Consider the following 20,263-nt stretch of genomic DNA (forward strand, 5'->3'; position numbering starts at 1 on the left):
AGCGAGACATCCATGCTCAATTTTCTTCGCAACCTGCGCGGGAACCCCGCGCCGGATCAGAAACGCTCGCGCGTCGGACCGCTGATTGCGCTGCACGAGGCGGGGCGAGCGGTCTGGACTCCGCGCGACTATGCCGGGCTTGCCCGCGAGGGCTATGAGCGCAATCCGGTCGTGCATCGTTGCGTGCGGCTGATCGCGGAAGCTGCGGCTCAGACGCCGCTGATCGCCAAGGTGGGCGAGCGCGAGATGCCGGAACACCCGGTGCTGGCGCTGATCGACAAGCCCAATCCCCGTCAGGGCGGCATCGCCTTCCGCGAAATGCTGTTCGGCCACCTGCTGGTTGCCGGCAATGCCTATGTCGAGGCGGTCAATGTCGGCGCCGAGCCGCGCGAGCTCTATGCCCTGCGCCCGGACCGAATGCGGATCGTCCCCGGTCGGGACGGTTGGCCGGAGGCTTACGACTATACGGTCGGCGGCGACACGATGCGCTTTCGGCAGGACGACAATGCACTGCCGCCGATCCTGCATCTGACGCTGTTCCACCCGGTCGACGACCATTACGGGCTGTCGCCGATCGAGGCTGCCGCCTGCTCGCTCGACATCCACAACGCCGCCAGCAACTGGCACAAGGCGCTGCTCGACAATGCCGCGAGGCCCTCGGGCGCTCTGGTCTATGACGGCCCGGACGGTGCGACGCTGAGCGATGCCCAGTTCGAGCGGTTGAAGCAGGAGCTGGAAGAAAGTTTCCAGGGCGCCCGCAATGCCGGCCGACCCCTGCTTCTGGAAGGCGGGCTCGACTGGAAGCCGCTCTCGCTCACGCCGGCAGAACTCGATTTCGTGGCGGCGAAAGGCGTGGCGGCGCGCGAGATCGCGCTCGCCTTCGGCGTCCCGCCACTGCTGCTGGGGCTGCCGGGCGACAATACGCATGCGAACTTCGCCGAAGCCAACCGCGCCTTCTGGCGCCAGACGGCCATCCCGCTGGTGCGGCGCACGGCACAATCGCTGGCGCAGTGGCTGGGCCCGTCATTCGGCGACGAACTCACCCTCGAGCCCGACCTCGACGCCATCGAGGCACTGGCGGAGGAGCGCGAGTCGCTCTGGCGGCGGCTGAGCGCCGCGACCTTTCTCAGCGAGGACGAGAAACGCGAAGCGGTCGGCTATGGCCGGACCGTCAACAAGGGGGACATCGCGCCATGAACGCAATCGACCAGATCCTGACCGCCTTTGTCGGCCGCGCGGATGTCGGCCATCTCGGACTGCTGCTCTGGGCGGGGTCGGCCTCTGCCTTTGCCTATTTCATGCTACGCGAGATGACCGCCGCCAACCGGCGCTTCGACGAATTCGTCCGCGAGCTCAATCGCTTCAATGCCCGCCTCGAGGGAGATCAATCATGAAACGCTCCGGTGAGAAAAAGCCGCAGCCATCCGCATCGTCGGGCCCCGGTCGTGCGCCGCCCGCAAAGCCCGGCCGTTCAGGCGCCAATGCCGAGACGATCGGCCGTTTCGTCCAGAATCTCGCCCGGCTCGAAGGTGGCGCAGGCGAGGGGCGCAAGGCGCGGGAGACCACGCGATGAGGGTGGCGCTATCGGGCGGCCCTTTCGCACGCGAGGCGAAATTCCTGGGCGAGCCACTGATGCGAACCAGGCTCGACGGCATGTTCGAGGGCTATGCCAGCCTGTTCCGCATCGCCGACATGGGCAAGGACGTGGTCGAGCCTGGAGCCTTTCGCGAGAGTCTGGTCCGACGTGGACCGTCGGGCGTGAAACTGCTCTGGCAGCATGATCCGGCCGAGCCGATCGGCCGCTGGCTCAGCCTCGTCGAGGATTCGCGCGGCCTGTTCGTGCGCGGCCAGCTTTCGTTGGCAGTCGGGCGCGCCCGAGAGGTTCACGTGCTGATGCGTGAGGGCGCGATCGATGGGCTCTCCATCGGCTTTCGCCCCGAGAAGGCCCGAACCGAACCTCGCACCGGCCTGCGCCGGCTCGAGAGGGTCGATCTCTGGGAAGTCTCGCTCGTGACCTTCCCGATGCTGCCGCAGGCGCGCGTCTCCGCCGTCAAGGCCGTTCGCCGTGCCCCCGCTTTCCGCAACGCCTGAATCCATTCCACCGAGGAGAGACCATGACCACCTTGAACCATGCTCCCGCTATAAAGGCTCCCGAGACCAAGGCTGCCGGCGCCGATCTGTCGCTCGCATTCGAGGACCTGCGCTACACGCTGGAAAGCTACCGCGTCAGCAATGACGAGCGTCTGGCCGATATCGAGACGCGTCGTGGCGCTGATCCTCTCACCGAGGAGAAGATGGCGCGAATGGATGCCGCGCTCGACGACACCATGCGCAGGATCGACCGGCTGACGCTCGACCGCAGCCGCCCCGCTCTCAGCCATGACGGCCCGCGTGATCCGCTGGTCAGCGAGCACAAGGCCGCTTTCGCATCCTATGTCCGCAGCGGCGAGGCCGGCGGGTTGAAGCGGCTGGAAGGCAAGGCGCTGTCGGCCGGCTCCGGTCCCGATGGCGGCTATCTCGCTCCGTCCACCGTCGAGGGCGAAATCCTGAGGCGCCTCGTCGCCGCCTCGCCGATCCGGGCGATCTCGACGGTGCGGACGATCTCGTCGGGCACCTACAAGAAGGCGTTCTCGACCACGGGCCCGGCTTCCGGCTGGGTGGCGGAAGCCGCGGCGCGTCCGCAGGGCGGCACGCCGACGCTGGCGGAACTGTCCTTCCCGGCCATGGAACTCTACGCCATGCCGGCGGCGACCCAGACCCTGCTCGATGACGCGATCGTCAATATCGACCAGTGGATCGCCGAGGAGGTCGAGAGCGCTTTCGCGGAGCAGGAAGGGGCGGCTTTCGTCTCAGGCGATGGCAGCGACAAGCCCAAGGGCTTCCTTGCCTATCCGACCGTGGCTGATGCCAGCTGGAGCTGGGGCAATATCGGCGTGCTCAACACCGGCGTTGCCGGAGCATTCGCCGCCTCGAACCAGTCCGACATCCTGGTCGACCTCGTCTATGCGCTGAAAGCCGGCTACCGGCAGAACGCGTCCTTCGTGATGAATCGCAAGACGCAAAGCATCATCCGCAAGTTCAGGGACTCGACGGGCCAGTATCTCTGGCAGCCGCCGGCCGCTGTAGGGGCTCCGGCGACGCTGCTCGGCTTCCCGCTGGTGGAGGCCGAGGAGATGCCCAACCTCGCCAACAATGCGATCTCGCTGGCGTTCGGCGATTTCCGGCGCGGCTATCTCGTCGTCGACCGGGCCGGCGTGCGCATCCTGCGCGATCCCTACTCGGCCAAGCCCTATGTGCTGTTCTACACGACCAAGCGCGTCGGTGGTGGCGTGCAGGACTTCGCTGCGATCAAGGGTCTGAAGTTCGCGGTCTGAGCCGCGGATAATCAGCTGGGGCGAGTGGATAGGGCGCTTTGCGCTCTATCCTCAGCGCGAAAACCACCAGCTGTAGCCGGCGTTGGGCGGCGCCGGCGCGTCCTGCTGTCCGTCGGGGCCGCGCGCGAGCAGCCGTGCGCTCGCCTCCGAAATCCAGCTTCGGTACTCGCTGATCGGGGTGATCGCGGTGAAGCCACCGCAAATGCGCCGGACGCGTGAGTTGAGCGGGCCGCTCGACCAACTGACGATGCCGACCAGATCGCGCGAATTGGCATCGCCGCGCAGGACCGGGCCGCCGGAATCGCCGCGGCAGGCGCCGGCACCGGGGCTTTCGCCGCGCGCTTCGATGTCGACGGCGACCTTGACGGTGTTCTGCGTGGTGTAGCTGCCGGCATTCACCAGCGGCGTTTCGCGCAGCCGCCGCGCGGTCTGCTTGTTGTTCTCGGCGGAGAGGCCAAAGCCCGCCATGGTCACGGTCTCGCCCTGCCAGAGCCCGCCGCCGAGCGAAACGGGCTCGATGTCGCGCGGCAGTGGCGCGGCAAGCCTGAGCACCGCGAGGTCGGCGCCAGGCTGTGTGCGCGGCGTCGTGCCGGGCACGAAGGTCGGATGCGGCAGGACAGCGACGACCATGTGCCGGCGGGCGCGAAACCGCGTGTCGAGGCTGACGACGCTGACGGAGCCGCCGCCCATTAGGCAGTGCGCAGCCGTGAGCACGAGTTCGGGCGCGATGGCCGCGCCCGAGCAGAGTTCGCCCCGGCTGGTTTCGACGCGCACCGTCGAGGCGCGCGCGCCGCCGATGTCGCGCGAGGTCGTGCCGCCGACGACGGCCAGGGCCGGCTGCGCGGCGGCGCTCAGTGCGATAGCGATGCCGAAGGCAAGAGAGCGCAATGTCATGATGCGGACCAGTTGGAAGCTCTCGTCAATCTATGGACTGTGGCGTCACAGTCCAGTCCTTCCGTCAGCGGCGTGTCGTCCAGCTGGCGCTTTCGCCCCATTGCGACAGCGTCCGGTCGATCCAGCTGCGTTGCGGCGCGACGAGCACGCCCTGGCTAAGCAGGCCGCAACTCTTGGCTGACGGTCCGGTCGACCAGCTCGTCACGGCGGTGATGGCGCCGTCGCCAAGCATCATCGGACCGCCGGAATCGCCCTGGCAGGCACCGGCGCCCGGGCGCTTTCCGGCTCCTGCAGGGTCGGCCGCCCAGATCAGGATGCTCCCTGGCCCATAGGGTTCGACCGCGACCAGCCCGGCCGAGCGGTATGTGCCGGTGCTGCGCGCCTCGCCCTCGCGCAGAACGCCATAGCCGGACAGCGTGATCTCGGAGCCCGCCCGCGGCAACGGCCCATCGACCAGCTGTGCGGGAGCAAACCGCGCCGGCAGCGGAGCCGACAGACGCAACAGCGCGAGATCGATCGAGCGGCGCCGCGCCGTGATCGCCTTGGCATTGAACTCGGGATGAAGGCTGATCGCGGCCGGCGCGATCAGCACCGGCTCGCCGGCATCCTTCCAGTGAACGCGCAGATCGGTGCCGCCATCGGCGCAATGGGCTGCGGTCAGGATCGCGCGCGACGACAGTACGATGCCCGAGCAGACACCGCCGCGCGCGTTCAGGACCATCAGGGTCGAGCCCGCGGCCGGGCCACCATCGCGGCCGCCGACGACAGCTCCGGCCGGCCAGCAGGCCAGGCCGACGCCGAAAGCGAGGCCGGCGGCAGCGATCAAACGTCCGATGCGCATCACGCGCTCCTCTCGTCGGGGAGGCGCTGGATAGCGCGTCGCATCTCGAAATTGAACCCTGAATCGGAGCGATCATGACGCCGCTTGCCCTGACACCTCCGGCGTTCGAGCCGGTCTCCCTTCCCGAAGCCAGGATGTTTCTGCGGCTCGATGGCAACGACGAGGACAGCCTGCTCGGCACTTTGATCACCGCAGCGAGGTTGATGATCGAGGCGACGTCCGGCCGCTTCCTGATCGATCAGAGCTGGCGCATCGTGATCGACCGCTGGCCACGTGGCGGCGAGATCCGCCTGCCGCTGTCGCCGGTCAGCGCGATCACGGCAGCGCGTGTCTATGACGTGCTCGGCGCCGCGCAACCAGTCGCGGCGACCGCCCTGCTGCTCGACAAGACCGCCGATCCGCCGGTCATCCGCATGGCCGGCGAGTTGCCGGAGATCGGCCGGGCACACGGGGCGATCGAGATCGATGTCGTCGCCGGCTACGGCCCGACCGCCGTCACGGTCCCGGCCCTGCTGCGACAGGCGGTGTTGCGCCTCGCCGCACGCTGGTTCGAACAGCGCGGCGATGTCGTCGGCAGAGATGCCGAGGGGTTGCCGGCCGAAATCATCGCACTGGTCGCGCCGTTCCGTCGCGTGAGGCTTTGAGCATGGCGGGGGCAAGCAATGGAACCGCTCCGATCGGCGCGTTGCGACGCAGGCTGGTGCTCGAAGCGCCGGTTCTCGTTCCCGATGGCCTCGGCGGTGCGACGCAAAGCTACGCGACCGTCGCGGCGGTCTGGGCGCAGGTCGAGTGGCTCTCAGGCAGCGAGCATTGGCGCATGGGGCGGCCTGAGCAGGTCGCGAGCTGTCGCGTGACCATGCGCTGGCGGGCGGGCGTCGATGCGGGCCAGCGCCTGCGCGACGGCGAGCGCATCTTCGATATCCGCGCGGTTTCCGATCCCGAAGACGGGCGACGGCGGCTTGTCTGCCTTGTCGCGGAGGTCGGGACATGAGTGACGCCATTCTTGCGTTGCGAGCTGCGATCCAGGCCCGTCTGGCGGCAGACCCGGCACTGACCGCGCTCATAGGAGCGGGCCGCATCCATGGCGAGGCGCCGCGCGCCGCGCGAGGCGTCTATGTCGTCCATGGCGATGTCGACGCCCGCGACTGGTCGACCGGCAGTGACGGCGGCTGCGAGCAGGACGTCGCGCTGGTGGTCTGGGCCGGCGAGAGCAGCTCAGCGAAACAGGCGCTGGAGGCTGCAGCACTCATCGTCAAAGCGCTCGATGACGCACCGCTCGCGCTCACGGGGCACAGGCTCATCAATCTGAAATGGCAGTCCAGCCGATTGGCGCGTGAAGCCAAGGCCGGGCTCGCTTTCGTCACCATCCGCTTTCGCGCGGTCACGGAAACACTCTGAACTCTTGAGACAGGGAGGCGCCGGATGTCGGCACAAAAGGGCAAGGATCTGCTGCTCAAGGCGGCGGATGGAGGCGGGGCCTTCGTCACCGTCGCCGGGCTGCGTGCCCGGCAGATCGCGTTCAACGCCGAAGCGGTCGACGTCACACATTCGGAATCCGCGGGACGCTGGCGCGAATTGCTGGCGGGGGCTGGCATGCGCCGGGCCAGCATCAGCGGCGCCGGCATTTTCAAGGATGAGACCTCGGACGCGCTGGTGCGCCAGATCTTCTTCGATGGCGCGATCCGGAACTGGCAGGTGATCGTTCCCGATTTCGGCACGATCACCGGCCCGTTCCAGCTTTCGAGCCTGGAATATCGCGGCGACCACGCCGGCGAGGTGACGTTCGACCTCTCGCTGGAATCCGCCGGTCAGCTGACCTTCACGCTGCTTTGAGGAGCCGGACATGATCAACCGCCATCGCGGCGAAACCGCGCTCATGGTCGAGGGCGAGGCGCTCCCGATGCGCCTGACATTAGGCGCGCTCGCCGAACTCGAACATGCCTTCGCCGTCGACAGCCTGCCGGCGCTGGGCGAGCGCTTCATCGGCGGCCGCCTCTCTGCGCGGGACGTGACACGTATCCTCACTGCCGGGTTACGCGGTGCCGGCAGCAGCGTCAGCGAAGACCAGGTCGCGAACCTTGCGTTCGACGGCGGGCTGAACGGGGCGATCAAGGCGGCGATCGGCCTGCTGGAGGCGACCTTCGGCGACGCAGCCGCCGTCGAAGGGGAGCCGGCGCGCCCTCCGCAGCCGCCGGCGATGTGAGCCCGTTGCCGGCGGCACAACCCTTTCCCTGGCGCGACATCATGGCATTCGGACTCGGCCGGCTCGGCTGGACGCCCGAGGCCTTCTGGAAAGCGACGCCGCGCGAGATCGGTGCGGCGTTGCGGGCTCACCAGAGCACCCAGCCATTGGCCGCACCGGAACTCTCGACGCTTCGTAGCCTGATGGCCGCTCATCCCGACGCCTGACGCAGCGTGCTGCTCCCATTCCGAAGAGGCAATTACAATGGCCGATGAAGAGGTCGTCAGTTCATCCCGCCTGGACAATCTCAAGTCCCTGGGTTCGCTGACTCAAAATTTGAACAGATCGGCGGAAGCCTTTGGGAAATCGATCAGCAACGCGTTCGCCAAGGGCATCGTCGAAGGCAAGCGCTTCGAGGATGTGATGCGCAGCGTCGGCAAGTCGATGACCGAAAGCCTGCTCAAACCCGCTCTGAAACCGTTGCAGGGCAGCCTGTCGAGCCTGCTGAGCAGCGGCGTGAAGAGCCTCACGGGGCTCGTCACCAACGTCAACCTCGGCTCGCCCGCCGCGAGTCTGCCGGTCAACGCCTTCGCCGAAGGTGGCGTCATCGCGTCACCCGCCTATTTTCCGCTTGGTCGGGGGCTTGGCCTGATGGGCGAGCGCGGCGCCGAGGCGATCATGCCGCTGTCGCGCGGGGCCGATGGCAAGCTCGGCGTGCGGGCCGGCGGCGAGGCTCGAAGGCCGTTGAGCGTCACGGTCCAGGTCTCGACGCCGGATGCCGACAGCTTCCGCCGCTCTGAGGCCCAGGTCTCCGCTGCGATCGCCCGAGCGGTGGCGCGAGGCAGCCGCGCGCTGTGAGCAATGCGGCGCAAGGCACTGAGCGCAAAGGATAAAGCCGATGACCGATTTCCATGAGATCCGCTTCCCGCTCGACATCGCCCGAGGCGCGCGCGGCGGACCTGAACGCCTGACGCAGATCGTCACGCTGGCCTCGGGACGCGAGGTCCGCAACAGCCGCTGGGCGCATTCGCGAAGACGTTATGATGCTGGTTCCGGCGTGCGGACGCTCGATGCGCTCGCTGCCGCCGTCGCGTTTTTCGAGGAGCGGCGTGGCAGGCTCTACGGCTTCCGCTGGCGCGACCAACTCGACTGGAAAAGTTGTCCGCCTTCGCAGAAACCGACCGCCACCGATCAGGTCATCGGCATCGGCGATGGCGTCACCACCACTTTCCAGCTCTGCAAGGACTACGGCACGGGAATCGCGACCTATCGCCGGGAGATCACAAAGCCCTGGTCCGGCGAGGTCCTGATCGCCGTCGACGGCTTTGTCCAGCCTCAGCCGGGATCGGTCGCCTGCGATCCCGCGACCGGGCTTGTGACCTTCGCCAACGGGCATGTGCCGCCGTCCGCTGCGGTCGTAACCGCCGGCTTTCTCTTCGATGTGCCCGTCCGCTTCGACATCGATGCGATCGAAGTCGATCTCTCGGCTTTCGAAGCCGGCGAAATCCCGAAAATCCCGATCGTCGAAATCATGCCCTGAAGGTGGTCCATGCGCGACATCCCCTCTTCTCTCGCCGCCCATATCGAGCAGGGCGCGACCACGCTCTGCCGCTGTTGGAGCCTCACCCGCCGCGACGGCCTCGTACTCGGCTTCACCGACCATGACAGGCCCTTGAGTTTCGACGGCATCGCTTTCGCGGCGTCGACGGGGCTCGAAGCGGCCGAGACAGCGGCCGAACTCGGCTTCGCCATTGGCGGTGGCGACGTCAGTGGGGCCTTCGCGGCATCGGGCCTGAACGAGGCCGATCTGTCGCGCGGACTTTACGACGATGCCCGCGTCTCGATCTGGCTGGTCAATTGGGCGGCGGTTTCGCAGCGGCTCCTGCTCGAAACCGGTTTCGTCGGTGAAATCCGCCGCGGCGATCTGGCCTTCACAGCCGAGATCCGCGGGCCCGCCAAGGCCTTCGACGAAGAGCGCGGCCGGCTTTACATGCGCTCCTGCGCGGCCGATCTCGGCGATGCGCGCTGTGGCGTGACGCTGACGGCGGCCGAGGGAACGGTGGCCACGAGTGACGGCCGGCTGGGGCTGACGGCGCCGGCGCTCGCTTCCTATCCCGACGGTCATTTCACCGGAGGGCGCCTCGTCTTCACTGGCGGCGGCAATGTCGGCTTCGCGGCCGAGGTGAAGCGCCATGCTGCGGGCAGCGGGCTGATCGCGATCCAGCTCTGGCAGGCCGCTCCTGCGCCTATCATCGCTGGGGACGCCTTCACCGTGACGCCAGGCTGCGACAAGAGCTTTGCGACCTGCCGGTCAAAATTCGGAAACGGCGTCAATTTTCGCGGGTTTCCGCACGTACCCGGCAATGATTTCATCATCGGGGGTGTCAGGCCGGGCGATGGCGCGCTCGATGGCGGGAGCCTGTTTCGATGAGCGGGCCGGTCTCTCGAACCGACATCGTCGAAGCTGCACGGCACTGGCTGGGCACGCCCTACCATCATCAGGCGTCGCTGCGCGGCGTGGGTTGCGACTGCCTCGGCCTGGTTCGTGGCGTCTGGCGCGATCTCTACGGCCCCGAGCCGGAAGCCCCACCGCCCTATTCGCCGAGCTGGGCCGAAAGCCTCGGCGAGGAGACGCTGGCAGTCGCTGCGTCGCGCCATCTGCTGCCGTTGCCGCGCGAGGAGGTTCGCGCGGGCGATGTCGTGCTCTTCCGCTGGCGCGGCCATCTCCCGGCCAAGCATTGCGCGATCCTGACCGCGCATGACCGCATCCTGCACGCGCATGACGGCGCGCAGGTCAGCGAAGTCGCGTTCACATCATGGTGGCGGCGGCATCTGAGCCACGCCTTTTCCTTTCCGGAGGTGACAGACTGATGGCGACGCTTGTTCTGCAAGTCGCCGGAGCCGCGCTCGGCACGGCCTTGGGCGGACCGATCGGCGGGATGATCGGCCAGGCGATCGGCGGGATTGCCGGCAGCCAGATCGACCAGTCCTTTTTGGGTGGCGGCGGCAACCGGAACGTCGAGGGGCCGCGCCTGAAGGAGATCAACGGGCTTGCCTCGACGGAAGGAGCGGCGATCCCACGCGTCTATGGCCGCGCCCGGCTGGGTGGGCAGCTGATCTGGGCAACGCGCTTCGAGGAGGAGATCAAGGTCGGGATCAAGCGCAGCAAGAGCGGCGGCAAAGGCGGCAAGCCGCAGAAGACCTATGAGACGACGTATAGCTACTACGCCAATCTTGCCATCGGGCTTTGCGAGGGGCCGATCGCCTTCGTGCGCCGCATCTGGGTGGATGGTCGCGAGCTCGACGTCACCACAGTTTCGATGCGCGTCCATAACGGCCATGAGGGGCAGGAGCCCGATCCGCTGATCGCGGCCAAGGAGGCAGGTGACGCCCCGGGCTATCGTGGTCTCGCCTATGTCGTGTTCGAGCGCTTTCCGCTCGCAGACTACGGCAACCGCGTCCCGCAATTCGCCTTCGAGGTGGTGCGCGCGGTCGAGGGGCTCGGCGGGATGATCCGGGCGGTGACGCTGATCCCTGGCGCCAGCGAATTCGTCTACGAGACGCGCGCGGTCAGCCATGAGCCGGAACCGGGCGTCACCGAAAGCCAGACGCGCCATCAGCTCTATGGCGGCGCCGACGTCGATACCGCGCTCGGCCATCTCCTCGCGCTCTGCCCAAGCCTGCGGCGGATTGCATTGGTCGTTTCGTGGTTTGGTGACGATCTGCGGGCCGGCAACTGCACGGTGGCGCCGCGCGTCGAGATCGCCCAAAAGCCGACGACGGGAGCGGAGTGGTCGGTGGCGGGCCTGACGCGGTCCTCTGCCCGGGTGGTCAGCGAGGTCGAAGGTCGCCCGGCTTTCGGGGGGACGCCGTCTGATGAAAGCGTCATCAACCTGATCCGCCGGCTGCGTGACGATTACGGCCTTCAGGTGGTGCTTTACCCCTTCCTGATGATGGATATCCCGTCCGGCAATGCGCTGCCCGATCCGGAAACAGGAGAGACAGGCCAGCCCCACTACCCCTGGCGCGGCCGTATCACTTGTGATCCGGCGCCGGGCCGTCCGGGCAGCGCGGAAGAAACGAGCGCGGCCAGCACACAAATCGCGGCCTTCATCGGGACGGTCGGCCCCGCCGACATGTCCGCTCTCGGCGAGCAGATCGTCTGCGCGAAGCCCGACGAATGGAGCTATCGTCGCCTCGTCATGCACAGTGCCATGCTCGCCCAGGCTGCTGGAGGCGTCGACAGCTTCATCATCGGCTCTGAAATGATCGGCTTGACGCAGATGCGGGGAGCGTCGAGCTACCCTATGGTCGACCACCTCGTCGCTATCGCCGACGATATTCGCGCGCTGGTGCCCTCGACAAAACTGACCTATGCGGCGGATTGGACCGAGTACGGCGCTCATATCCGCAATGGCGGGCAGAATGTCAGCTTTCCCCTCGATCCCCTCTGGGCTTCGCCGGCAATCAGCGCGATCGGCATTGACTTCTATCCGCCGCTCTCCGATTGGCGGGATTCCACCGATCATGCCGATGCGGCGATTGCGCGTGGGCCCAGCGACCTCGCCTATCTCCGCGCTCGCCTGAACTCCGGCGAGGCGCATGAATGGTACTATGATGGCGATGCTGGGCGGGTGGCGCAGCAACGCCAGCCGATCACCGACGGTACCTATGGCAAGTCCTGGATCTTCGGGCCGAAGGATTTGCCGGGCTGGTGGAGCAACCTCCATATCGAACGTGTCGGCGGTGTCGAAACGGCCGCCACCGCCTTCGTTCCCGGCGCCAAGCCGATCTGGCTGACCGAGATCGGTGTGCCCGCCGTCGACAAGGGCGCCAATGCGCCCAATGTCTTCCCGGATTCGAAATCGGCTGAAAGCGGCTACCCGCATTTCTCCAGCGGAGCGCGCGACGATCTCGTGCAGGCGCGCGCGCTCGAGGCGATCATTTCGGGCTTCGATCCGGCGCGGGCCGGTTTTGAGGCCAGTCGCAATCCGGTCCATCCCGGCACGGGCATCCGCATGGTCGATCCGGCCAACATCTTTGTCTGGAGCTGGGATGCCAGGCCTTTTCCTGCCTTTCCAGACCTAAACGCGGTCTGGGCCGACGGAGCGAATTACGAGACCGGACACTGGATCAACGGCCGTATCGAGGGAACGCCCGTCGACCGGCTGGTGCGCAAGGTCCTCGCCGATTTCGGCCTGCCGACGGCGGATGAGATCCGGATCGACGGTTTCGTCGATGGCTATGTGCTCGACCGACCGCTCTCCGCGCGACAGGCGCTCGAACCGCTCGGTCAGGCCTTTGGCTTCGACGCCACGATGAGCGCCGGCAAGCTGCGCTTCCATGCCCGCGGCGGCAAGGTCGCTCGTCAGCTCGGCACTGACGACCTGCTGCTCGACCGTGACGGCCGCCCCTATGAATTGCGCCGCGCCCAGGAAAGCGAATTGCCGCGCGAACTGCGCCTGGGTTTCAGCGACGGCGAAGAGGATTATCGCAATGCCACGGCGCGCTCGCGTCGCCTGGCAGGCGCCGCGCGGCGCGAGGTCTCCGTCGAGACCGCTATCGTGACGCGGCCGGCGGAAGGGCAGCGTCTTGCCGATCAGCGCCTGCAGGAGGTTTGGGCAGGGCGTGAAACGCTGGAGATCGACCTGTCCCCGCGCTGTATGGATCTGGAGCCGGGTGACGTGGTCTCGCTGCCTGTCGATGGCAATGATCGTCTCTTCCGCCTGACCCGGATCAGCGATGGCCCTAGCCGAAAGGCCAGCGGTCGTGCCGTCGAACCGGCGATCTATATGACTGCCGGGACGCGGTCCGCGCTACGTCCGCCGCACGTCGCTCCAGCCCTGCCGGGGCGGCCGATGGTGGTGCCGCTCGCTTTGCCGGTCGCGCACATGCAGCCGCCGCCCTTGCTGTCGGTTGCCGCCTTCGCCGCGCCATGGCCCGGCGCTCTGGCGATCTGGCAGGCCGACGGGGAGGGGCTGTTCGAATTCTTACGTCTGATCGAGGCGCCCTCGATCGTCGGGGAGACGCTGACGACGCTGCCGCCCGGACCACTCTGGCGGACGGATCGGCGCGCTGTGCTTGATGTCCGGTTGCGCGGCGGCGTGTTGTCTGCCGTCTCGGCCGAGGCTGCGCTTGCGGGAGCCAACGCTCTTGCGTTGCTCGACGAGGCCGGCGAGGTCGAGATCGTGACGGCATCGCAGGTCGAGCTGATCGGGACGCAGCAGTTTCGCCTGTCCGGCCTGGTACGCGGCATCGGAGGTTCGGAGGTGGCGGCCATGCGCAGCCTTCCGCCGGGCTCACGTATCGTGGTGCTCGACGGTGCCGCCGTGACATTGACGAGCGGCCTAGCCGATCTCCGGCAGTTGCTGCGCTATCGGATAGGCCCTTTGCAGCATGATGTCGGCGATCCCTCGATTGTCGAGATCGTGGCGGGGGTGAGCGACGTGGCGCTGAAACCCCTCTCGCCCGTCCGCCCGACTGCGCGCCGCGTGCCCGGAGGGATCGATTTCGATTGGGTAAGGCGCACGCGAATCGATGGCGATTCCTGGGAACTGGCAGAGGTGCCGGTCGGTGAGGAGGGCGAACGCTACGAAGTCGCGATTCTCGATGGCGACGAGCCGCTGCGCAGCATCGCCACCACCACTGCCGGCTGGACATATTCGACCGAGCTGGAATTGGCCGATTTCGGCACCGCTCAGGCCGAAATCGCGCTGTCGATCGTCCAGATCAGCGCGGCCGTGGGGCGCGGTCACGAATGGCGTGGACGCGTGCCGGTCCGCTGACATAGTCTCCTCAGCGGAACATGGCACTGCATTCATGGCGCGTTCACGCGCGCGGGACTAGCTCATGTCGATGATGCCGGTTGAATCTATTTTCGCCCTAACCCTGTTGGCCTCGCCGCTGCCGATCGTCCGGATTGACGATCCGACGCCTATTTCCTGCTTGTCCGCGGACGAGATGCGCGACGCTGTCGCAGAAGGGCGGGTCATGCAGCCGGCCCAGGCGTCCCGTCACGCCCGCCATGCGGCGCCGGGCGAGGTCGTGCGCATCCGGCTCTGTCGGCAGGGCGAGGATTTCGTCTATGTGGTAACGACGCTGAAACGTGACGGGCGCGTCGCGCGCGTTACGCTCGAAGGCCAATCCGGCAAGGTTGCGACCATACGCTGACCCCTATACCCCGACGCAGCCGGACCGGCGCGCGCCGCATCGCCAACAGGAGCTAGCCGACAGTGAGATTGCTCGTCGTCGAGGACGACAAGGACCTCAACCGCCAGATCGTCACCGCGCTTGAAAACGCCGGCTATGCCGTCGACAAGGCCTTCGACGGTGAAGAAGGCCTGTATCTCGGCGAGACCGAGCCCTACGACGCCGTCATCCTCGATCTCGGCTTGCCGAAGGTCGATGGTGTCGCCGTGCTGCAGGGCTGGCGCCGTGCCGCCAAATCCATGCCGGTCCTGATCCTGACGGCCCGAGACCGCTGGAGCGACAAGGTCGCAGGCTTCGATGCAGGCGCCGACGACTATGTCGTGAAACCCTTCCACATCGAGGAATTGCTGGCTCGCGTCCGCGCGCTGCTGCGCCGTGCCGCCGGCCACGCCACATCGGAACTGATCTGCGGACCCGTGCGGCTCGACACCCGCGCCAGCCGCGTCGTCGTCGACGGCAACCCGGTGAAGCTGACCTCGCATGAGTACCGTCTGCTTGCCTATCTGATGCATCACCAGGGCCGCGTCGTGTCCCGCACCGAACTTGTCGAGCATCTCTACGATCAGGATTTCGACCGGGATTCCAATACGATCGAGGTCTTCGTCGGCCGCTTGCGCAAGAAGCTCGGCGTCGAGGTCATCGAGACCGTTCGGGGGCTGGGCTATATCGCAGCTGCGCCTGAAAAGGTCTGATCGCGGGCGATGCCCTTCAAGCCGCATCGCTATTCGCTGGGGGCGCGCCTCTTCCTCTCGGCGGCGATCTGCTGCGCATTGGTACTGATGCTGGCGGGCTTCGGCCTGACCACCTTCTATCGCCGTTCCGCCGAACGCGGCTTCGACGAGCGTCTCAGCGTCTACATCAAGGAACTTGTCGCCGATCTTGCCGCGCCGCCCGAAACGGAGCGCCAGGCGATCGGCGATCTCGGCGAGCCGCGCTTCGACCTGCCGCTGTCCGGCTGGTACTGGCAGATCATCCGGCTCGACGGCGAGCGGCCGACCGTCCGTTCCTCGCGCTCGCTTGTCGGCGGGCAGCTCCCGAAGCTGCTCGACCAGCCGATCCTGCCTAATGCGCGTGGCCTGCGCGAGAGCTATATTTCCGGCCCGGACGACCGGGCGCTGCGCATTCTCGAGCGCGAGATCGATGTCGGCGAAGATGGCCGGTTCACGGTCGCGGTTGCCGCACCATCCGACGAGATCGAAGGCGACATCCGCGATTTCCGCTTCGCGCTGACGATGACCTTCGTGCTCCTTGGGCTGGCGCTCGTCGCGTCGACCATCATCCAGGTGCGGTTCGGTCTGCGCCCATTGGTGCGGCTGGGTGCCGCCGTCGGCATGGTGCGGACCGGCGAGACGCCGCGGATCGTCGGGCAATACCCGCCCGATCTCGCTCCGCTTGCAGGCGAGCTGAATCAGCTCATCGATGCCAATCACGAAATCCTCGACCGGGCCCGCACGCAGGTCGGCAATCTCGCCCACGCCCTGAAGACCCCGCTGAGCGTCATGCTGAACGAAGCCGAGGCGGGCTGCGGGGATGACCAACTGCCGCAGACTGTGAAAACCCAGGCCGCAATCATGCGCGACCAGGTTCAGTACTATCTCGACCGGGCCCGGGCTGCGGCGCTGTCGGGCGCTCTCGGTGGCGTCACCGAGGTTGCTCCCTCGCTGGACGCGCTGATCCGGACCTTCACCAAGATTTCGCAGGGCAGGGGCATCGCAGGAAGCCACTCCGTTCCATCGCGGATCCGCTTCCGGGGAGAGAAGCAGGATCTCGAGGAAATGCTCGGAAACCTGCTCGACAACGCCTTCAAATGGGCGGAATCGACCGTTGAAGTCAGCTTGGATGCGAAGGAAACATCCCAGGAGCGGATGGCCTTGCTGATCGACGATGACGGGCCGGGCCTGCCCGATGGTGCCATGGCCGATGTCCTGAAGCGTGGCCGGCGGCTCGACGAGACGACACCGGGCTCGGGGCTGGGTCTCTCGATCGTGGCCGATCTGGCCAAGCTCTACGGCGGCGAGCTGTCCTTGCAGCGGTCGCCGCTGGGGGGGCTTCGGGCCCGACTTGCCTTGCCATCGGTTTGAAGGATGCTGGCCCGCGTGACCCTTTGTCGCCATCTTCGGACATGAACCGGGCCGCGCGATTGGCTAAGAACACCGCATGCTGATCTGGATCATCTTCGCGATTATGACTGGAGCGGCGATTTTCGCCCTGCTCTGGCCGCTGAGTCATGGACGCGCGGGTGCCTTCGCCGATGCTGCCGATGCCAAAAGCCTCTATCGTGCACAGATCGGCGAGATCGAGCGCGACATCGCACGCAAGCTGATCGGCCCCGCCGAGGCCGAGGCTGCGCGGGCCGAAGCGGCGCGGCGCCTGCTGCGCGCCGCCGGCGATGAAGGCAGTCCCGCCGGCGAAACTGAATCCTCCCTGCGCCGCCGCCGCGCCAGCTCCGCGCTGGCCTTGTCCTGCGTGCCGCTGCTGGCGCTGCTGGTTTACGGCGCCTACGGCTCTCCCGACAATCCCGACCAGCCGCTCTCCGCCCGCTTGCAGGACGATCCGTCGAAACAGGACTTCGCCCTGTCGTTCGCGCGGATCGAGGCCCATCTCGCCGCCGCCCCGACGGATGCCAAGGGCTGGGCGATCGTCGCGCCGATCTATCTGCGCGAGGGCCGCTACGATGATGCCGCCCGCGCTTTCGCCGCGGCGGTTCGCTATGGGCAGCCAGACACGGAGACGCTGGCTGGCCTGGGCGAGGCGCGCATCATGGCCGCCGGAGGCGTGGTCACCGAAGAGGCGCGCGCAAGCCTGGCCGAGGCGGTCAAGCTCGACCCCAAGAACGCCCGCGCCCGCTACTTCCTCGCCCTCGCAAAGGAACAGGACGGCGACGGCAAGGGGGCGATCACCGCTCTTCGAGACCTGCTCGCTGATGCCGCGCCCGACGCCCGATGGGCCCAGGGCGTTCGCCGCAGGCTGGAGCAGATGGAGGCGGATGCAGGCCGCAATGCCATCGCCGCCCTTGCTCCCGCCGATCAACAGGCTGCGATCCGTGCGATGGTCGACAGTTTGGCAGAACGACTGAAGGCGGATGGCGGAACTCTCGCCGAATGGACGCGGTTGATCCGGTCGCAGACGGTGCTCGGTGACAAGGCGGCCGCGCGCGAGACGGTCGCTATGGCGCGTGAGCGCCTGTCGCAGGATGGTCCGGCGCTCACTGCGCTCGACGTCCTCGCCGGCGAATTGGCGCTGAAGGAGACCGCGCCATGACGATAGCCCAACCGTCTCGTCCCGTCGCCGCAAGGCGCCGCAGCACCCGAAAGCAGCGGCGGCTGATGCTGATCGGAGCCGCCGGCGCCGTTCTGTCTCTTGCGGCCGGTCTGGTGCTGTTTGCGATGCGTGACACCATCGTCTTCTTTTACGGGCCAACGGAGATCACCCAGAAGGGGATCGCGCCGGGAACGCGCATGCGGCTGGGCGGCCTTGTCGAGAAGGGCTCGGTCGAACGCGGGCCGGGCCAGCGCGTCGCCTTCTCCATTACCGACACCACCACCACCATAAGGGTGAATTATGAGGGGCTGCTGCCGGACCTGTTCCGCGAAGGTCAGGGTGTCGTCACCGAAGGCGTGTTCGAGGGGGCAGGGCGCTTCCGGGCCGATTCCGTCCTTGCCAAGCATGACGAGACCTATATGCCGCGAGAGGTTGCCGACACCTTGAAGAAGCAGGGCCATTGGCAGCCTGGCGCTGCCGGTCCCAGCCCCGTTCCGGCAACGCGATGAGGCACGCATGATCGTCGAGATCGGCCATTTCGCGCTAGCCCTCGCACTCGGCGTTGCTGTCGTTCAGTCTTTGGTGCCGCTCTGGGGCGTGTCGCGTCAGGACCGCGCGCTGGCCTCTGTCGGTTCGATGGCGGCGGTCACCTGCTTCCTGCTGGTCGCGCTGTCCTTCGGCGCGCTCGTCGTCTCCTATGTCCGCTCGGATTTCTCGGTCGAGAATGTCGCCTCCAATTCCCACTCGACCCAGCCCCTGATCTACAAGCTGACCTCGGTCTGGGGGAACCATGAGGGCTCGATGCTCCTATGGGTTCTGATCCTGACCCTGTTCGGGGCCATGGTCGCCTTGTCGCGCCGCTCGCTGCCGGCGCGCCTGAGAGCGGGCACATTGGCTGCGCAGGGGCTCGTCACCGTCGCCTTCCTGGCTTTCACCCTGCTGACCTCTAACCCTTTCAGGCGGCTCGTTCCGGCGCCCGCGGAAGGCCAGGATCTCAACCCTATCCTTCAAGATCTCGGTCTCGCGATCCATCCGCCGCTGCTCTATGTTGGCTATGTCGGCTTCTCGATCACCTATGCCTTTGCCGTGGCAGCCTTGATAGATGGTCGCATCGACGCGGTCTGGGCGCGGGCGGTTCGGCCCTGGACGCTGCTGGCCTGGGTCTTCCTGACGCTTGGCATCGCGATGGGCTCGTACTGGGCCTATTACGAACTCGGCTGGGGCGGCTGGTGGTTCTGGGACCCGGTCGAGAACGCCTCGCTGATGCCCTGGCTCGCCGGGACGGCGCTGATCCATTCGACGGTGGTGATGGAGAAGCGCGACTCGCTGAAGGTCTGGACGATCCTGCTGGCGATCCTGACCTTCTCGCTGTCGCTGCTGGGCACCTTCATCGTTCGCTCGGGCGTGCTGACCTCGGTGCACTCCTTCGCCAGCGACCCGCAGCGCGGGCTTTTCATCCTGGGCATCCTGATCTTCTTCGTCGGTGGTTCGCTGGCGCTGTTCGCCTGGCGGGCCCCGCTCCTGCGGCAGGGCGGCCTTTTCGCGCCGGTCTCGCGGGAAGGCGCGCTCGTCGTCAACAACGTCTTCATCGCGACATCCTGCGCCACGGTCTTCATCGGCACGCTCTATCCGCTGGTTCTGGAGATGGTGACCGGCGACAAGATTTCGGTCGGACCGCCCTTCTTCAATGCGACCTTCGTGCCGGTTCTCGTGCCTTTGCTGCTGGTCCTGCCGCTTGGCCAGTCGCTGGCGTGGAAGCGCGGCGATCTGCTGGGCGCGGCGCAGCGCAACGCGGCAGCCTTCGGATTCGCAGTCATCGTGGCGCTGGCGACGGTGGCGGTCACGCAGGGCGGTCCGGTGATAGCCCCTCTGGGCATCGGCCTCGGCGTTTTCCTCGTGACGGGCGCGATCATGGATCTTGGCGAGCGCATCGTCGCACGCGCCAGCGGCTGGCCGGCAATACTGTCCCGCGCACGTGGCCTGCCGCGTTCGGCCTGGGGCACGGCCTTCGCCCATGCCGGCGTCGGGCTCAGCGTGATCGGCATCGCGGCGGCGGCCTGGAGCACGGAGGCCATCGGCGAACTGAAGCCGGGCGAGCGGCTGACGAGTGGCCGCTACACCATCGTGCTGGAGTCGGTGACACCACGCAACGGGCCGAATTTCCGGGCGGAGGTCGCGCGTTTCCAGCTCTTCTCGGGCAATCGCGAACTGGCTCCCGTCGAGGCGGCCAAGCGCGTCTACGTGGCGCGAGCCATGCCGACGACGGAAGCCGGCATCCGCACGGACTGGCTGAGCCAGGCCTATATCGGGCTCGGCGACACGCAGCCAAATGGTGCCGTGGCAGTCAGGCTTTACGACAAGCCGCTGATCCTGCTGATCTGGCTGGGCGCGATCGTGATGGCCTTCGGTGGCGCGCTGTCGTTGACAGATCGGCGCTTCCGCCTGGCTGCTCCCCGCCGCGCGACGCCGTCTCCCGTCGCGGCGCAGCCGGCGGAATGACCG

24 protein-coding genes are annotated in these 20,263 nt (G+C 67.1%); 22 read left to right on the plus strand and 2 right to left on the minus strand.

The window, feature by feature from the left end:
* Positions 1 to 12 precede the first annotated feature (12 nt).
* From C4S73_RS04260 to C4S73_RS04280, 5 genes are read left to right on the plus strand one after another with little or no spacing between them, the layout of a single operon-like run.
* A complete protein-coding gene (locus tag C4S73_RS04260) occupies positions 13 to 1,197 on the plus strand; it encodes a phage portal protein (protein WP_103871161.1) in 1,185 nt (394 codons plus the stop codon).
* A complete protein-coding gene (locus C4S73_RS04265; protein WP_342210561.1) occupies positions 1,194 to 1,394 on the plus strand; it encodes a hypothetical protein in 201 nt (66 codons plus the stop codon). The genes C4S73_RS04260 and C4S73_RS04265 overlap by 4 nt, the downstream gene beginning before the upstream one ends.
* A complete protein-coding gene (locus C4S73_RS04270) occupies positions 1,391 to 1,573 on the plus strand; it encodes a hypothetical protein (protein WP_103871162.1) in 183 nt (60 codons plus the stop codon). Before C4S73_RS04265 ends, C4S73_RS04270 begins: the two co-directional genes overlap by 4 nt.
* Positions 1,570 to 2,091 (plus strand): HK97 family phage prohead protease, encoded by a 522-nt coding sequence (locus C4S73_RS04275; RefSeq protein WP_103871163.1) that lies wholly within the window; start codon positions 1,570 to 1,572, stop codon positions 2,089 to 2,091. Before C4S73_RS04270 ends, C4S73_RS04275 begins: the two co-directional genes overlap by 4 nt.
* 23 nt (positions 2,092 to 2,114) lie before the next feature.
* Positions 2,115 to 3,374: a phage major capsid protein gene (locus tag C4S73_RS04280; protein ID WP_103871164.1), complete on the plus strand. Its 1,260-nt coding sequence runs from the start codon at positions 2,115 to 2,117 to the stop codon at positions 3,372 to 3,374.
* 51 nt (positions 3,375 to 3,425) lie between these two features.
* Here the strand turns inward: C4S73_RS04280 and C4S73_RS04285 are convergent, their stop codons facing one another.
* Positions 3,426 to 4,268 carry a S1 family peptidase gene (locus tag C4S73_RS04285; RefSeq protein WP_103871165.1) on the minus strand — a complete coding sequence of 281 codons (843 nt, stop codon included), beginning with the start codon at positions 4,266 to 4,268 and terminating at the stop codon, positions 3,426 to 3,428.
* Between the two features lie 64 nt (positions 4,269 to 4,332).
* The gene (locus C4S73_RS04290; protein ID WP_103871166.1) at positions 4,333 to 5,109 is read right to left on the minus strand and encodes a S1 family peptidase; all 777 of its coding nucleotides are present in this window, start codon (positions 5,107 to 5,109) and stop codon (positions 4,333 to 4,335) included.
* 74 nt (positions 5,110 to 5,183) lie between these two features.
* Between C4S73_RS04290 and C4S73_RS04295 the strand changes: the two genes are divergently transcribed.
* From C4S73_RS04295 to C4S73_RS04375, 17 genes are all read left to right on the plus strand, one after another.
* A complete protein-coding gene (locus C4S73_RS04295) occupies positions 5,184 to 5,753 on the plus strand; it encodes a head-tail connector protein (protein ID WP_103871167.1) in 570 nt (189 codons plus the stop codon).
* Between the two features lie 2 nt (positions 5,754 to 5,755).
* Positions 5,756 to 6,100 carry a phage head closure protein gene (locus C4S73_RS04300; protein ID WP_103871168.1) on the plus strand — a complete coding sequence of 115 codons (345 nt, stop codon included), beginning with the start codon at positions 5,756 to 5,758 and terminating at the stop codon, positions 6,098 to 6,100.
* Positions 6,097 to 6,507 (plus strand): DUF3168 domain-containing protein, encoded by a 411-nt coding sequence (locus tag C4S73_RS04305; protein WP_103871169.1) that lies wholly within the window; start codon positions 6,097 to 6,099, stop codon positions 6,505 to 6,507. Before C4S73_RS04300 ends, C4S73_RS04305 begins: the two co-directional genes overlap by 4 nt.
* Before the next feature lie 24 nt (positions 6,508 to 6,531).
* The gene (locus tag C4S73_RS04310) at positions 6,532 to 6,942 is read left to right on the plus strand and encodes a phage major tail protein, TP901-1 family (protein ID WP_103871170.1); all 411 of its coding nucleotides are present in this window, start codon (positions 6,532 to 6,534) and stop codon (positions 6,940 to 6,942) included.
* A 10-nt stretch (positions 6,943 to 6,952) separates the two neighbouring features.
* Entirely contained in the window at positions 6,953 to 7,312 is a 360-nt protein-coding gene (locus C4S73_RS04315) for a gene transfer agent family protein (RefSeq protein ID WP_103871171.1), read from the plus strand.
* Entirely contained in the window at positions 7,309 to 7,518 is a 210-nt protein-coding gene (locus tag C4S73_RS04320; protein WP_280177569.1) for a phage tail assembly chaperone, read from the plus strand. Before C4S73_RS04315 ends, C4S73_RS04320 begins: the two co-directional genes overlap by 4 nt.
* Positions 7,519 to 7,627: 109 nt before the next feature.
* On the plus strand, positions 7,628 to 8,149 hold the full coding sequence (locus C4S73_RS04325; RefSeq protein WP_244595420.1) for a phage tail tape measure protein: 522 nt from the start codon (positions 7,628 to 7,630) through the stop codon (positions 8,147 to 8,149).
* 40 nt (positions 8,150 to 8,189) lie between these two features.
* Positions 8,190 to 8,831: a DUF2460 domain-containing protein gene (locus C4S73_RS04330; protein ID WP_103871173.1), complete on the plus strand. Its 642-nt coding sequence runs from the start codon at positions 8,190 to 8,192 to the stop codon at positions 8,829 to 8,831.
* A 9-nt stretch (positions 8,832 to 8,840) separates the two neighbouring features.
* A complete protein-coding gene (locus C4S73_RS04335; RefSeq protein ID WP_103871174.1) occupies positions 8,841 to 9,722 on the plus strand; it encodes a DUF2163 domain-containing protein in 882 nt (293 codons plus the stop codon).
* On the plus strand, positions 9,719 to 10,162 hold the full coding sequence (locus tag C4S73_RS04340) for an NlpC/P60 family protein (protein WP_103871175.1): 444 nt from the start codon (positions 9,719 to 9,721) through the stop codon (positions 10,160 to 10,162). Before C4S73_RS04335 ends, C4S73_RS04340 begins: the two co-directional genes overlap by 4 nt.
* Complete coding sequence (locus tag C4S73_RS04345; RefSeq protein ID WP_103871176.1) at positions 10,162 to 14,076, plus strand: baseplate multidomain protein megatron; 3,915 nt, start codon at positions 10,162 to 10,164, stop codon at positions 14,074 to 14,076. The genes C4S73_RS04340 and C4S73_RS04345 overlap by 1 nt, the downstream gene beginning before the upstream one ends.
* 64 nt (positions 14,077 to 14,140) lie before the next feature.
* A complete protein-coding gene (locus C4S73_RS04350) occupies positions 14,141 to 14,461 on the plus strand; it encodes a PepSY domain-containing protein (RefSeq protein ID WP_103871177.1) in 321 nt (106 codons plus the stop codon).
* 62 nt (positions 14,462 to 14,523) lie between these two features.
* Positions 14,524 to 15,192: a response regulator transcription factor gene (locus C4S73_RS04355; protein WP_103871178.1), complete on the plus strand. Its 669-nt coding sequence runs from the start codon at positions 14,524 to 14,526 to the stop codon at positions 15,190 to 15,192.
* Between the two features lie 9 nt (positions 15,193 to 15,201).
* On the plus strand, positions 15,202 to 16,581 hold the full coding sequence (locus C4S73_RS04360) for an ATP-binding protein (protein ID WP_103871179.1): 1,380 nt from the start codon (positions 15,202 to 15,204) through the stop codon (positions 16,579 to 16,581).
* Positions 16,582 to 16,657: 76 nt separating this feature from the next.
* Complete coding sequence (gene ccmI / locus C4S73_RS04365; protein WP_103871180.1) at positions 16,658 to 17,761, plus strand: c-type cytochrome biogenesis protein CcmI; 1,104 nt, start codon at positions 16,658 to 16,660, stop codon at positions 17,759 to 17,761.
* Complete coding sequence (gene ccmE / locus C4S73_RS04370; protein ID WP_103871181.1) at positions 17,758 to 18,270, plus strand: cytochrome c maturation protein CcmE; 513 nt, start codon at positions 17,758 to 17,760, stop codon at positions 18,268 to 18,270. Before ccmI ends, ccmE begins: the two co-directional genes overlap by 4 nt.
* A 7-nt stretch (positions 18,271 to 18,277) precedes the next feature.
* The gene (locus C4S73_RS04375) at positions 18,278 to 20,260 is read left to right on the plus strand and encodes a heme lyase CcmF/NrfE family subunit (RefSeq protein ID WP_103871182.1); all 1,983 of its coding nucleotides are present in this window, start codon (positions 18,278 to 18,280) and stop codon (positions 20,258 to 20,260) included.
* Positions 20,261 to 20,263: the final 3 nt, after the last annotated feature.

It is taken from the genome of Allobosea lathyri, assembly GCF_900108245.1.
Classification (GTDB): domain Bacteria; phylum Pseudomonadota; class Alphaproteobacteria; order Rhizobiales; family Beijerinckiaceae; genus Allobosea; species Allobosea lathyri.

Coding starts and splice junctions, on each gene's coding strand:
- C4S73_RS04315 (WP_103871171.1), top strand. CDS start 6,953: ATGATCAACCGCCATCGCGGCGAAACCGCGCTCATGGTCGAGGGCGAG.
- C4S73_RS04295 (WP_103871167.1), top strand. CDS start 5,184: ATGACGCCGCTTGCCCTGACACCTCCGGCGTTCGAGCCGGTCTCCCTT.
- C4S73_RS04345 (WP_103871176.1), top strand. CDS start 10,162: ATGGCGACGCTTGTTCTGCAAGTCGCCGGAGCCGCGCTCGGCACGGCC.
- C4S73_RS04265 (WP_342210561.1), top strand. CDS start 1,194: ATGAACGCAATCGACCAGATCCTGACCGCCTTTGTCGGCCGCGCGGAT.
- C4S73_RS04340 (WP_103871175.1), top strand. CDS start 9,719: ATGAGCGGGCCGGTCTCTCGAACCGACATCGTCGAAGCTGCACGGCAC.
- C4S73_RS04290 (WP_103871166.1), bottom strand. CDS start 5,109: ATGCGCATCGGACGTTTGATCGCTGCCGCCGGCCTCGCTTTCGGCGTC.
- C4S73_RS04270 (WP_103871162.1), top strand. CDS start 1,391: ATGAAACGCTCCGGTGAGAAAAAGCCGCAGCCATCCGCATCGTCGGGC.
- C4S73_RS04305 (WP_103871169.1), top strand. CDS start 6,097: ATGAGTGACGCCATTCTTGCGTTGCGAGCTGCGATCCAGGCCCGTCTG.
- ccmI (WP_103871180.1), top strand. CDS start 16,658: ATGCTGATCTGGATCATCTTCGCGATTATGACTGGAGCGGCGATTTTC.
- C4S73_RS04350 (WP_103871177.1), top strand. CDS start 14,141: ATGTCGATGATGCCGGTTGAATCTATTTTCGCCCTAACCCTGTTGGCC.
- C4S73_RS04360 (WP_103871179.1), top strand. CDS start 15,202: ATGCCCTTCAAGCCGCATCGCTATTCGCTGGGGGCGCGCCTCTTCCTC.
- C4S73_RS04260 (WP_103871161.1), top strand. CDS start 13: ATGCTCAATTTTCTTCGCAACCTGCGCGGGAACCCCGCGCCGGATCAG.
- ccmE (WP_103871181.1), top strand. CDS start 17,758: ATGACGATAGCCCAACCGTCTCGTCCCGTCGCCGCAAGGCGCCGCAGC.
- C4S73_RS04300 (WP_103871168.1), top strand. CDS start 5,756: ATGGCGGGGGCAAGCAATGGAACCGCTCCGATCGGCGCGTTGCGACGC.
- C4S73_RS04335 (WP_103871174.1), top strand. CDS start 8,841: ATGCGCGACATCCCCTCTTCTCTCGCCGCCCATATCGAGCAGGGCGCG.
- C4S73_RS04285 (WP_103871165.1), bottom strand. CDS start 4,268: ATGACATTGCGCTCTCTTGCCTTCGGCATCGCTATCGCACTGAGCGCC.
- C4S73_RS04275 (WP_103871163.1), top strand. CDS start 1,570: ATGAGGGTGGCGCTATCGGGCGGCCCTTTCGCACGCGAGGCGAAATTC.
- C4S73_RS04280 (WP_103871164.1), top strand. CDS start 2,115: ATGACCACCTTGAACCATGCTCCCGCTATAAAGGCTCCCGAGACCAAG.
- C4S73_RS04330 (WP_103871173.1), top strand. CDS start 8,190: ATGACCGATTTCCATGAGATCCGCTTCCCGCTCGACATCGCCCGAGGC.
- C4S73_RS04375 (WP_103871182.1), top strand. CDS start 18,278: ATGATCGTCGAGATCGGCCATTTCGCGCTAGCCCTCGCACTCGGCGTT.
- C4S73_RS04310 (WP_103871170.1), top strand. CDS start 6,532: ATGTCGGCACAAAAGGGCAAGGATCTGCTGCTCAAGGCGGCGGATGGA.